Here is a 13,116-nt window from a genome sequence, read left to right on the forward strand (position 1 = left end):
TCTAAGCTTGAATTAACTAAAATTTACATAATAAAATCGCTATCTTCGATATCTTTGCAAACAGAACTGAAATCTATGCCAACTGATTGTATTTCGTATTCCGAAACCAATTACTTCTCTTCTTTAATTCTTGATTACCTGTCTGAAAAAAGTGATCTTAAGGATTTTTACAAGCGTTTCCCGAAGCTTGAAAACTTTGGAGAGCAGATCGGGGAAATGAAGAATTCCTATGACCATGGAATTAGAAAAGATCTTGTTAAGGTGCTTAAAAAACAATATTCCAGTCTGGATATTTCTGATAGCGCCAAGCAAAATATCGAACTTCTGGAGTCTGAAGATACATTTACCGTAGTTACGGGACATCAGTTGAATCTGTTTACCGGTCCTCTGTATTTTCTTTACAAGATAATTTCCACCATTAATCTTACAAAAGAGCTTAAGCAAAAATATCCGGAAAATGATTTTGTGCCGGTTTACTGGATGGCGACCGAAGATCATGACTTTGAGGAAATTAATTTCTTTAACCTCCATGGAAAGAAGTTCAAATGGAATCAGGCCGATGAGCGTGCAGGAAAAACTGCCGTGGGTTATCTTTCTACGGAAGGCCTCGATGAGGTATTTAATCTGTTTTCAGCTGAAATAGGAGGGGGGGAGAATGCAGAATTTCTGAGGTCCCTCTTTAAGGAAGCATACCTGGAACATGATAATCTTACCGATGCCACCCGTTTTATCGGTGATAAACTCTTCGGAAAATATGGCCTGGTGATCATAGATGCCCAGGATGCTGAACTTAAAAAGCATTTTATCCCATATGCCGAAAATGAGCTTACCGGGCAGCTGTCATGTAAAAAAGCTTCTGTAGTCATGGAAAGAATGATTTCATTGGGCTATTCTGTTCAGGTTAACCCAAGGGAGATCAATTTGTTTTATCTCACTGATGAGATCAGGGAAAGGATCATAGAAAAAGAAGGTAAATTCTATGTGAATGGAACCCCAATTTCATGGAGTAAAGAAGAGATTCTTAAAGAGTTAAGGGAGCACCCGGAACGATTTAGTCCCAATGTGATGCTCAGGCCCTTATACCAGGAAGTACTCCTGCCTAACCTCTGTTACATTGGAGGAGGTGGTGAGCTGGCCTACTGGCTGGAACTCAAGTCTTATTTTGAAGCTGAAAATGTGACTTTTCCAATATTGTTATTGCGAAATTCGGCTTTGCTTCAGACTGCAAAACAGAATAAAAAAAGAAAGAATCTAAATATCAGTTTAAAGGAATTATTCCTGAAGCAACATGAGTTGATCAATCGCAAGGTTAGAAATATCTCAAATATCGATATTGACTTTTCCGACCAGAAACAACATCTGGTAGAACAGTTTCAGCATATGTATGAGCTTGCTGAAAAAACCGATATATCCTTTATTGGGGCGGTTAAAGCCCAGGAAGTAAAGCAACTTAAAGGCCTGGATAATCTAGAAAAAAGATTGCTGAAAGCTCAAAAGCGCAAATTAAAGGATGAGGTTGAACGCATAGCCCAACTTCAGAATGAGCTGTTCCCTAACAAAAGTCTCCAGGAAAGACAGACTAACTTTTCAGAATTTTATGTGGAATACGGTGATGAATTGATCACCCGGCTTATGGAAAATTTAGATCCCCTGGAGTCTAATTTTAAAATATTGACCTTTGGAAAAGAATAGAATGCACACCATAGATATGGATCTGGTAGAGATGACCCTAGATGTCATGAAGTATACCATAGACCGCATATCGAATGTAACCCCCGAACTCGGATCACCTAAAAAGGAAGAAGATCTTCTACGTATGGTTGGAGAAACCATAACTCCTGAAGGGATTGGTGGTGAAAATGCATTTAAGTTATTTCGTGATGTACTCGTAAAAGCCACCGTACCTATTGATCATCCCCGTCACCTTGCGTTTGTTCCGGCAGCGCCAACGAGGGCTGCAATCATGTTTGACCTTGTTACTTCAGCTTCAAGTATTCACGGCGCTTACTGGATGGAGGGAGCCGGTGGTATTTTTTGTGAAAATCAGGCAATGAAATGGCTGGTTTCACTGACTAAACTTCCCAAAGGTGCATTTGGAGTATTTACAAGTGGTGGAACAGCAGCCAACCTTTCAGCACTGGTAACAGCCCGGGAAGCATGGCGCGACGAAAAACCGGAATTTGCCAGGGAAAGAGCATTGCTTCTTACCTCCAACGGAGCACACAGTTCCATTAAATCTATGGCGAAAGTGATGGATGCAGATGTCATCCTTATCGATTCAGAAGATGAATATCTTTCAGGCGCCGATCTTAAAAAAACCATAGACGGATTAAGCATTCAGGACAGAAACCGGCTTTTTGCGGTGGTTGCTACCGGTGGAACTACTAACGCCGGTATAATTGACGACCTTAAGACTATCGCCAGTATCTGCGAGGACGAAAAATTATGGTTTCATGTAGATTGTGCTTATGGAGGAGGAGCCCTTGCTGCTGACTCGGTGAGGCATCTTTTTGAGGGGATAGAGAAAGCCGATAGCATTACCATAGATCCTCATAAATGGCTTTTCTCGCCTTACGACTGTGGTGCGGTGATCTATAAGAACCTTGAGCTGGCCAAAAAGGCACATTCTCAGAAAGGGGCCTATCTGGAAATTTTTAAGGATGAGGGTGCCCAGGGCTTTAACCCGGCAGATTATCAAATACAACTTACCCGCCGACTTAGAGGTCTTCCGTTATGGTTTTCACTGGCCATGCATGGTACCAATAAATACAAAAGAGCCATTGAACGCGGGATTGAACTTGCCCAAATAGCCGCAGAAAAAATAAAGGCCAATGATAAGCTGGAACTTGTTAGACCTGCCAGTCTTTCGGTGGTGCTTTTCAAAAGAAAAGAGTGGAGCGCGGAAGATTACAGGGACTGGACCTACAAGAATCACCGGGAAGGATTTGCGCTGGTTACCCCTTCACTTTGGAAAGATGAAAGCGTGATAAGGTTCTGTTTTATCAATCCGGATACTACCGAAGAGGATATAGATAAAATTCTTAAGACCCTGGAATAGTCTTTACAGGTATCTCATTGATATTGAAGTATGTTATTTTTTGTATATTCATTGTGAATTTATGAACAACCTGTTCAGGATATCCTACTGTTCATATTAGCCCTGTATTATCATTTTACTTACTGGCTTTTAATTACTAACCAAATAATTTTTATTATGAAAAAACAATTTTTGTTGCTAATTGTATCTATTCTTATTGGTTTTGCCAGTTTCGCGCAAAAATCTACTACAAAAGCGAAAGAAATAGTTCAAAAGAATTCAAAGATGATGGAAAAGGCCATGAAAGATGGAGATTTTGAAACCTTTGGGTCTTATTTTACTGAAGATGCTATGTTTAAGATTTCCAATCATAATCCGCTAAGTGGTCGGTCGGCGATTACAGAAGCTCATAAAGAAATGAAAGGAATAGAGCTTTCAATTAATACCGAAGAGGTACTGGATTTTGGTGATTATATCCATGAAATTGGCAGTTATGAACTTAAGACTCCAGATGGGAAAAAGATGGATCATGGATATTATTCCACCTTATGGAAAAAAGAAGATGGTAAATGGAGGATTTACCGGGATGTTATAAGCTCGTCCACTCCCATGCCTCCTCCAGTTTCTCAGCAATAATATTACTAACCAACCAGCAGCAGAGCCTCAAAGGATATTACTTTGGGGCTTTGCTCATATATACACGTTAAGTATTAAGGTCTGATTAAAGTTAAATTTAATTATTTCGGGGTTTTATTTTAACCTCAATTTCCTATTTTTGCGCATGCAAAATAATGTCCTCATCCTAGACTTTGGCTCGCAGTACACCCAGCTTATCGCAAGAAGAGTTAGAGAACTGAATATATACTGCGAAATTTATCCTTATCACAAAATACCAGACGATTTATCAGGCTTTAAAGCAGTCATTCTTTCGGGAAGTCCATTCTCGGTAAGGGCTGATGATGCTCCGCATCCCGATCTTTCCCAGATCCGCGGAAAACTACCTATTCTTGCCGTTTGTTATGGAGCACAGTACCTGGCCCATTTCTATGGCGGAAAGGTAGAGCCTTCAGACACCAGGGAATATGGTCGTGCAAATCTTTCGGTAATCAAAGATGCTGAACCTTTATTTAAGGATATCAAGGAAAATTCCCAGGTTTGGATGAGCCATAGTGATTCTATTATCCAATTACCTGAAAACGGTGTTAGACTGGCGAGTACTTCCGATGTATTGAATGCCGCTTATCGTATTGACGGGGAAGAAACCTTTGGCATCCAGTTCCACCCTGAAGTATATCATTCTACCGATGGAAAACAACTTCTCGAGAATTTCCTTGTAAGGATAGCAGGCACCAAGCAAACCTGGACTCCGGGAGCTTTTGTGGATCTTACGGTTTCTGAATTAAAAGAAAAGATTGGGAATGATAAAGTAGTGCTTGGTCTAAGTGGCGGGGTAGATTCTACAGTGGCTGCCGTACTGCTTAATAAGGCGATAGGAGATAACCTTTACTGTATCTTCGTTAATAACGGCTTGTTGAGAAAGAATGAGTTTGATAGCGTTCTGGATCAGTATAAGCATATGGGACTTAACGTAAAGGGAGTGGATGCTTCGGCACGTTTTTTGGATGCGCTGAAGGGGCTCAGTGATCCGGAAGCTAAGCGAAAGGCAATTGGGAATACTTTTATAGAGGTTTTTGATGATGAAGCCCATCATATTCAGGATGTAGTGTACCTTGCGCAAGGCACCATCTACCCGGATGTGATCGAATCGGTTTCTGTAAATGGACCCTCGGTTACGATAAAATCGCATCATAATGTTGGTGGTCTGCCGGATTTCATGAAGCTGAAGGTGGTAGAGCCGCTTCGTATGCTGTTCAAGGATGAGGTTAGAAGAGTTGGAAAGGAATTAGGTATAGCAAAAGAATTACTTGGGAGGCATCCTTTCCCGGGGCCCGGACTTGCGATAAGGATCCTGGGAGATATAACCGCCGAGAAAGTAAGAATCCTTCAGGAAGTAGATCATATCTTTATTCAGGGATTAAAAGACTGGATGCTGTATGACAAAGTATGGCAGGCTGGAGCAATCCTTTTACCAATTCAGTCGGTTGGTGTAATGGGAGATGAAAGGACCTATGAGCAGGTGGTAGCATTGCGCGCAGTTGAATCTACCGATGGTATGACTGCTGATTGGGTGAATTTACCTTATGAATTCTTACAAAAAACCTCCAATACAATAATTAACAGGGTTAAAGGCGTTAATAGAGTAGTGTACGACATCAGTTCAAAACCACCGGCCACTATTGAATGGGAATAAGCAGAACCATTTTAACCTAAATCGATCATAATGAAGTACTTATTTGTAATATGTTTTCTTTTTCAGATTTATACGAGTGCGGCAGGCGCACAGGCTTATAAATACCATACTGTAAAAAAGGGGGAAACGGTTTTCAGCATTTCCCAGTCTTATAATATTGAGGAAGAAGATATATACAAATTTAATCCCGATGCCAAAGAGGGAATCGCGGTGAATGAGAAGCTGGTGATCCCGGTAAATGCCTCGCGAGATTCTAAGTCTTCAGCAAGAAATACTCAGTTTAAGGAGCATAAGGTTAAAAAGAAGGAAACTTTATACAGCCTGTCTAAACAATATAATGTTAGTATTGAGGATATAAAGCGTTACAACAAGCATTTATATTCGGAAGAACTGCGTACAGGGGAGACTATTAAAGTACCTGAAACTACAGCATCGCAGAATATCGTGGTCAGAAACACTCCGAATCCGGAGCCAAGGGTTGCAAAGCCTAAACAAATTACCAAAACCCGTGAACATATCGTCTTGCCCAAGGAAACCAAATATGGAATCGCTAGAAAATATGGAATGACGGTAAAAGAACTTGAAGCCTTGAACCCAAGAGTGGAAGTTCTTCAGCCGGGAATGATGATCAGGGTAGGTACAGATGTTCTGGAAGACGAACCGGTAATTATTACTGATGAGCGTTTCAGGTTCTATGAGGTAAAACCGAAAGAAACCCTTTTCAGTCTGTCTCAGCGCTTTGGCGTTAGCCAGGATTCTCTTAGAAGACTGAATCCCGCACTTAATGCCGGCCTCAAATTCGGGATGGTACTTAAGGTGCCGGAAAGAGAAGGGGCAGCAGATATGGATGATGAGAGCTATACCGGGATGGAGAACGCCAATACCAAAATAGACCTTAGCAGTTCCATTAACAATTTCAAAACTAAAGAGATTGCCCTCATGCTTCCTTTTCACCTTCAAAAGATCGATGAGGATTCCATTGAAACCTATCAGAATTCCATAATGAATGAAAGAGTGGTACGTATTTCACTTGATTTCTATAGCGGGGTTTTAATGGCGGTAGATAAGGCTAAATCAATGGGTGTTTCTACTAATTTGAAGGTTTATGATACTAAGCAGAACGCTTCAGAAGTGGCCAATATCATCAATATTAATAATTTCAATAATGTGGACGCGGTTATAGGTCCGCTTGTTCAGACAACCACCGAGGCAGCTGCATCCAGACTGGAAAACAGGAATATTCCAGTGATAAATCCGCTTTCAAACCGCGAGATGAGAGGCTATGAAAACCTTTTTCAGTCGAGACCTTCTGATGAGATCCTGAAAAATGCCATGCTGGATTATATTTCCAGGAATTCTTCAGGAAAGAATATCATTATTGTCGCCGATGGCAGGTCATTTCAGATTAAGAATGAGCTAAGTAATATGCTGCCAACGGCAAGATTTGTGAATCCTACAGATAATTTCGTTGAGGAAGCAAAGCTGGCAGAAATGATGACCGAAGGTGAGAACTGGGTGATCCTGGAATCTGAAAATATCAATCTTGTGAGTAGTGTGACCTCAGCACTAAACCGTCTTGCGAGGAATCATGAAATTACTCTGCTAACAACCAATAAAAATAATACTTACGAGAATGACATAATTTCCAATAACCATCTTGGAAAACTGAAATTCCACTATCCTTCAATAGATAAGGAATACGACTCTATGGCTACTGAACAATTTATGGAGCAATATGAGGAAAGATTCAATACATCGCCTAACCAGTATGCTCTTAGGGGTTATGATCTTACGCTGGATGTGATTTTAAGGCTTGGTTCTGCAGAGAACCTGTATGAATCTTTTGAAAAGTATCCTGGTTATACTGAATATTACGAAAGTAAATTCCATTATCTGCCTAATTCGGGGGGAGGTTATACCAATGATGCCATATATATCCTTAAGCTAAATGAGGATCTAACAATAAGCGAGGCCAATGACTTCTAAGGTTATTTATCTTGGCGGGTTAAGGACGGAGTCTGAACACCTGCAAAGTGGTTCGAAGATGATCACCGATGCTCCCCTGGATAATCATGGTAAAGGAGAGGCGTTTTCTCCGACTGATAGCGTAGCAAATGCACTTGGAACCTGTATGCTTACAGTAATGGGAATTAAAGCAAGAGACCTTGGTGTCGATATGAAAGGCACTTTTGCTGAGGTTACTAAAACAATGGCTTCAGATCCCAGGAGAATATCCAAAATAGAGGTCAATATTTTCTTTCCTTCTAAATATGGCGCTAAGGAAACTAAAGTATTGGAGCACACAGCAAGAACATGCCCTGTGCTTCAAAGTTTGCATCCGGATATTGAGAAAGATATATCTTTCAGTTATTCATGAGGAATTTAACTTGCATACTATTTTTTGTTATTGTCTATTCTCTTAATTCATTTTCCCAGGAAAGGAAAGAGAAAATTAGATGGCAGGAGGACCGGCCGTTAAGCTGGGAAGATTTCAAAGCTGAACCTGATGATTCGACCTCCTATTCTGCAAATACCAATTCCGGAATTACTTATAACTGGGATTATAGTACCGCTACAGGAAGACCGGTTCTTAATCATGAGGTGAGCAGCAATTTTTATCCGAAACTTTCATGGGTGAAAGATGTGGAGGATAAGGAATACCTTCTGGCCCATGAACAATTACATTTTGATATTTCCGAACTGCATGCCCGGAAACTTCGAAAAGCCCTTGCAGAATATGAGATAGGGCGTAACATTCGGCTTGACCTGAAAAGGATATATAATAAGATCGAAACAGAAAGGTCTTTGATGCAGAACCAATTCGATAAGCAAACCCAACACAGTGAAAACCGGGAAGCCGAAATGCGCTGGCGGGAATTAGTGGCTAAGGAACTGGAAAAGCTTAAAAAGTATTCCAGTTAGAATTGAGCTACTTCCTTTTTGGCAGTTTCAAATTCTGAGATCATTTCTTCCACAATTTCTGCAGCCGGTTTAATTTCATGAATAAGACCTGATATCTGGCCTATTTCAAGTTCACCTTCATCCAGATTCCCCTCGAACATTCCTCTTTTTGCTCTGGCTCTTCCTAATAACTTTATTAGTTCCTCTTTACTGGGTGCTTTGCTATACAGTTCCTGAATTTCTTCATAGAATTTGTTTTTAAGCATGCGCACCGGCGCCAGTTCCTTTAGTGTCAGCACCGTGTCACCTTCCTTAGCATTCACAACCATATTCTTGAAATTAGGATGGGAAGAGGCTTCCGGGGTTGCCACGAAACGGCTTCCTACCTGTACGGCATCGGCTCCAAGCACCATGGCTGCCAGCATCCCTCTTCCGGTGGCAATTCCACCAGCAGCGATCAGCGGGATGGAAATCTTTTCCTTTACCATTGGTATAAGGGTAAATGTAGTGGTCTCATCCCGTCCGTTATGGCCTCCAGCTTCAAAACCTTCGGCAACAACCGCATCTACTCCCGCTTCCTCCGATTTCATGGCAAATTTCACACTGCTCACTACATGTACTACCTTAATTCCATTATCCTGCAGATGTTTGGTCCATGTTTTTGGGTTTCCTGCTGAGGTAAAAACGATCTTTACACCTTCTTCAATAATGATCTCCATGATCTTCTCTATATCGGGATAGAGCATGGGCACATTTACTGCGAAGGGGTTATTTGTTGCTTTTTTACACTTCTGAATATGTTCTCTGAGGACTTCCGGATACATAGATCCTGAACCGATAATCCCCAAACCACCGGCATTGGATACGGCACTCGCGAGTTTCCATCCGCTTGCCCAGATCATCCCGGCCTGGATCAAAGGATATTTAATATTTAATAATTGAGTGATTTTGTTGGTAGCAGTCATTATTTATTAATGATAAGAAAGGATTTTCTGAAATTATTTTGTTCAAACATAACGATATAAATTCCTCTGGAAAAGCCGAAAGATCAATTTCATACTGAGCTTTCTTGCTTTTGAGAATCTTTTGTCCCCGGAAATCTGAGAGATTAATTTGAAGTGTTCTTCTTTCTTTGATCTCAGCGTTATGAATAGGGTAAGGATTGGTCAAAGAAGCCTCTACATTTGCTTTGTGTTCAAAGTATATCCAGGCATGTTTCTGCTGTGAATGCGAGAAACAGGAAACCGGAAGAATTGAGAATAAAAATCTTTTCACGGGAGAGGACTATAGCCCTCAATTTACGAAATAACTCCCGAACCCAGTAATTCCTCATTATCATACCAGGCAACGAACTGTCCTTCGGTAATGGAAGCCTGCGGTTCTTCGAAAACCACATACATACCGTTGTCAGTTTGATAAAGTCTGGCATCCTGTAGCGGCTGTCGATACCTTATCCGGGCTTTTACCTTCATTTCTTCATCATTTGTAATGGCGAGATCCCTGCGTATCCAGTGCACTTCATTCTTATCTATAAAAAGTGCCTGACGGTAAATACCAGGATGGTCTTTCCCCTGGCCGGTATAAATGATGTTTTCATCCACATCGGTATCTATAACAAACAAAGGTTCCGGAGTCCCGCCCACTGCAAGTCCTTTTCGCTGACCTTTAGTGAAGTAATGTGCCCCCTGATGTTTGCCTACAACTTTGCCATCATTCTGTTGATACCTGTATTTTTTTGAAAGATGTTTCAGCTCCTCGATTTTTGAATTGAAAGTCCTTTCTTCTTCAGAATATAGATCTTTGCCTGCCGGTACTTCTACAATAACACCCTCCTTAGGTTTCAGTTTTTGCTGAAGAAAGTCCGGTAACCTTACTTTTCCGATAAAACAAAGACCCTGTGAATCTTTCTTTTCGGCGGTTACGAGGTTTTGCTCCGCAGCGATCTCCCTTACTTCAGATTTCTGAAGCTCTCCAATAGGGAAAAGCGTCTTTGATAGCTGTTCCTGGGTAAGCTGGCAGAGAAAATAAGACTGGTCTTTATTATTATCTTTTCCGGAAAGAAGCCTGTATATAGTCTTGCCGTCCTTTTCACTTTCCGCTTTGCGGCAATAATGGCCGGTAGCCACATAATCGGCTCCAAGAGAAAGAGCTATTTTCATGAAGACATCGAACTTTATCTCCCGGTTACACAAAACATCCGGATTGGGTGTTCTTCCCCTCTCATACTCATTGAACATATAATCCACGATACGTTCTTTATATTGTTCGCTCAGATCTACCGTCTGGAACGGGATCCCAAGCTTATCGGCCACCATCATAGCATCGTTACTGTCGTCCAACCAGGGGCATTCATCAGAAATCGTAACAGAATCGTCGTGCCAGTTTTTCATGAACAGACCTATCACTTCATAGCCCTGTTCCTTTAAAAGATAAGCAGTTACACTGGAATCCACACCTCCCGATAAACCAACAACAACTTTTTTCATCCTGTTTTTTTAAATGTTCAATTAAATCGATTAGAGAGTCGAAATAAACGCTGCAAAATTACGAAATAAAAAAAGGTGACGAAAGCCACCTTTTGAGTTTCAGATCAGGAATCATTATTTTTCAAAAACCACCTCAACCCCAGGTAAACTTGGAGTAGTAAAAATGAACTGAGAGTTACTGGTAAAGCTTACGGTTCCGGTTTGGGTACCAACATTAGGAATAAAGAATGTATACCTGCTGTCACCAAGATAAGTCCAGTTTCCATCATCTGAATCATCCAGTTCACAGTTTCCATCAGTTTCTTCATAGAATTCTGAAGTAGCGGAGCCATCAGCCATAAACTCTATGAATGATTGCTGATTACATTCACTAAGGGTGTTTTGCTGACCACTGCTCCTCACATCCAGGAGAAACCATTTACCAACAATCTTGCTTCCGTCATCGGTGTTGGTGCCATCATCATCGCTACAGGAAGCAAATAAGCTAAGTGATAAAAATAGGATTAAGATCTTTTTCATAATTAGGTTGTTTAAGTTTTATAAATATATTCAAATTTACATTCAATATTCCTGTTCCCTGTCTAATTTTCCATCGGTGTAATATTTCCAGGTTCCGGTTTTTTGTCCTTCTTTATACACACCTTCCATGGTTTTTTCTCCTTTAGGAGTGTAATAGACTGCATCACCGTGTAACTCCCCGTTTTTATAATTCAGGTGCTTGGTCACCTGTCCGTTTTCTGTATATATGTAACTTTCGCCGTGTTTCAATCCGTCCCGATAACTGGTCTTTTCGGCCAGCTGTCCATTAGGGAAATAGGTTTTTTGAAGGCCGTTGAGTTTGTCGTTCTTATATACCTCTGTCATCATTATGCTATCGGATTTTTGATGATAATAGACCCATTTTCCTTCCCTCTTTCTATTGAGCATATTCCCTTCACTAATCGGTTTACCTTTTTGGGTATAATAGGTTACATGGACTGAATCTTTAGCTTCTTCAAAATTCATGATTGCCGTAGGGTGGTCATAGAATCCCTTTTTATAGAATTTGAAGATCCCCGTTTCTTTACCGTGCACAAAATTCCCTTCGAATTTCGGACTCGATGTACCCTCAAAGTTCACTTTCCAGTGACCATGTCGGCGCCCCTCCTCATCTACTTTGTTCTGAGAGTGGCAAATAACTGTCATTAAAAATGTTAATAAAAATATTAACCTATGTTTAATCATAATTAACAAACATTAAACAAAATTAAATAGCTTTAGGTTCTACTTTTAAGAAAAATCAAGAACTGTACTAAACTAAACTTTTAATTATGGATTTTATTTTAAGAATTACAAAATTAAGCTTTATTGCTTTATTCCTTTGTTTCGGATTTTTGTCCTGTGATGAAGATGATGATTTCAATCCGGGAGGTGAAATTAGCGCCACTCCAGATCCGGACCAAATTGAAGATGGTGCTTCAGAAACAAATACGATAGTTGATTTTGCAAGTGCTAATGGATTTACTTCTCTGGCCGCTGCAGTAGAAGCAGCAGGTTTGACAGCAACCTTAAGCGGGGAGGATGAATTTACGGTATTTGCGCCAACCAACGAAGCCTTTGATGTCTTTCTCTCAGATAATGGTTTTGAATCTTTGGAAGAAGTTCCTGAAGATGTACTAAGCATGATACTTATGAACCATGTTCAGGCGGGTAGCATAATGTCTTCAGATCTGTCTACAGGTTATATTGAAAGCATGGCAGAAGCAGGCCCTGATGGTGAAAACTTAAGTCTTTATATTAATACAGATGACGGGGTAATGATTAATGGGGTAAGTACCGTTACCTCTGCAGACAATGAAGTTGATAATGGAGTTGTGCATGCTGTAGACGCGGTTATTGGATTACCTGATATTACCACCTTTGCTATGGCCGATCCAACTTTTGAAACTCTTGTGGCGGCCTTGACTCGGGAGGATTCATACACTTTTGTGGAAACTTTGCAGGCTACAGAAGATCCTGCACCATTTACCGTATTTGCGCCTACTAATGATGCATTTGGTAGTTTACTTACAGAGCTTGAGCTTAGCGGTCTGGCTGATCTTGACGCTGCCACCCTTCAGGCTGCACTCTTATACCATGTGGTGGGAGGAGCGAATGTAACATCTGACGAACTAACAGATGGAATGGAGGTAGAGACCCTGCAACAGGAATCCTTTACGGTAAATATTGGAGAAGACGTTATTATAACCGATGTGAATGGAAGAACTTCAACTGTTATAGCTACCGATGTACAGGCAGTGAATGGAGTTATACATGTAATAGATACCGTGTTGTTACCAACACTATAATAAAATACGGTGTTGTTCTGAATTGAAATAAAAACCCCACGCTACAGCGTGGGG

Annotated in this window: 12 protein-coding genes; 8 read left to right on the forward strand and 4 right to left on the reverse strand. The window is 40.7% G+C overall.

Going from position 1 to position 13,116, the window contains the following annotated elements; all coding sequences use genetic code 11:
* Nucleotides 1-75 precede the first annotated feature (75 nt).
* The 7 genes from bshC to LU635_RS16785 all read left to right on the forward strand — a co-directional run bounded on the left by bshC (nucleotide 76) and on the right by LU635_RS16785 (nucleotide 8,270).
* Nucleotides 76-1,692 (forward strand): bacillithiol biosynthesis cysteine-adding enzyme BshC, encoded by a 1,617-nt coding sequence (gene bshC, locus LU635_RS16755; protein ID WP_240100745.1) that lies wholly within the window; start codon nucleotides 76-78, stop codon nucleotides 1,690-1,692.
* A gap of 1 nt (nucleotide 1,693) precedes the next feature.
* A complete protein-coding gene (locus LU635_RS16760) occupies nucleotides 1,694-3,058 on the forward strand; it encodes a pyridoxal phosphate-dependent decarboxylase family protein (protein ID WP_240100801.1) in 1,365 nt (454 codons plus the stop codon).
* Between the two features lie 156 nt (nucleotides 3,059-3,214).
* Nucleotides 3,215-3,673, forward strand: coding sequence for a YybH family protein (locus tag LU635_RS16765; RefSeq protein ID WP_240100746.1), 459 nt, complete (start codon nucleotides 3,215-3,217; stop codon nucleotides 3,671-3,673).
* Nucleotides 3,674-3,818: 145 nt separating this feature from the next.
* Entirely contained in the window at nucleotides 3,819-5,348 is a 1,530-nt protein-coding gene (gene guaA, locus LU635_RS16770) for a glutamine-hydrolyzing GMP synthase (protein ID WP_240100747.1), read from the forward strand.
* 30 nt (nucleotides 5,349-5,378) lie between these two features.
* Nucleotides 5,379-7,334 carry an amino acid ABC transporter substrate-binding protein gene (locus LU635_RS16775; RefSeq protein WP_240100748.1) on the forward strand — a complete coding sequence of 652 codons (1,956 nt, stop codon included), beginning with the start codon at nucleotides 5,379-5,381 and terminating at the stop codon, nucleotides 7,332-7,334.
* A complete protein-coding gene (locus LU635_RS16780; RefSeq protein WP_240100749.1) occupies nucleotides 7,324-7,725 on the forward strand; it encodes an OsmC family protein in 402 nt (133 codons plus the stop codon). The genes LU635_RS16775 and LU635_RS16780 overlap by 11 nt, the downstream gene beginning before the upstream one ends.
* Nucleotides 7,722-8,270 (forward strand): DUF922 domain-containing Zn-dependent protease, encoded by a 549-nt coding sequence (locus tag LU635_RS16785; RefSeq protein WP_240100750.1) that lies wholly within the window; start codon nucleotides 7,722-7,724, stop codon nucleotides 8,268-8,270. The genes LU635_RS16780 and LU635_RS16785 overlap by 4 nt, the downstream gene beginning before the upstream one ends.
* On the opposite strand, the gene LU635_RS16790 is transcribed toward LU635_RS16785, so the two are convergent.
* The 4 genes from LU635_RS16790 to LU635_RS16805 form a co-directional block, all read right to left on the reverse strand.
* The gene (locus LU635_RS16790; protein ID WP_240100751.1) at nucleotides 8,267-9,214 is read right to left on the reverse strand and encodes an NAD(P)H-dependent flavin oxidoreductase; all 948 of its coding nucleotides are present in this window, start codon (nucleotides 9,212-9,214) and stop codon (nucleotides 8,267-8,269) included. The two genes, LU635_RS16785 and LU635_RS16790, sit on opposite strands and share 4 nt — an antisense overlap.
* Before the next feature lie 333 nt (nucleotides 9,215-9,547).
* On the reverse strand, nucleotides 9,548-10,735 hold the full coding sequence (gene mnmA, locus LU635_RS16795; protein WP_240100752.1) for a tRNA 2-thiouridine(34) synthase MnmA: 1,188 nt from the start codon (nucleotides 10,733-10,735) through the stop codon (nucleotides 9,548-9,550).
* A 114-nt stretch (nucleotides 10,736-10,849) separates the two neighbouring features.
* Nucleotides 10,850-11,254 carry a lipocalin-like domain-containing protein gene (locus tag LU635_RS16800; protein ID WP_240100753.1) on the reverse strand — a complete coding sequence of 135 codons (405 nt, stop codon included), beginning with the start codon at nucleotides 11,252-11,254 and terminating at the stop codon, nucleotides 10,850-10,852.
* A 42-nt stretch (nucleotides 11,255-11,296) separates the two neighbouring features.
* Complete coding sequence (locus tag LU635_RS16805) at nucleotides 11,297-11,920, reverse strand: toxin-antitoxin system YwqK family antitoxin (protein WP_240100754.1); 624 nt, start codon at nucleotides 11,918-11,920, stop codon at nucleotides 11,297-11,299.
* Between the two features lie 125 nt (nucleotides 11,921-12,045).
* On the opposite strand from LU635_RS16805, the gene LU635_RS16810 reads away from it, so the two are divergent.
* Nucleotides 12,046-13,062 carry a fasciclin domain-containing protein gene (locus LU635_RS16810; protein ID WP_240100755.1) on the forward strand — a complete coding sequence of 339 codons (1,017 nt, stop codon included), beginning with the start codon at nucleotides 12,046-12,048 and terminating at the stop codon, nucleotides 13,060-13,062.
* Nucleotides 13,063-13,116: the final 54 nt, after the last annotated feature.

The sequence above is a fragment of the Christiangramia crocea genome (assembly GCF_022410465.1).
Taxonomy (GTDB): Bacteria; Bacteroidota; Bacteroidia; order Flavobacteriales; family Flavobacteriaceae; genus Christiangramia; species Christiangramia crocea.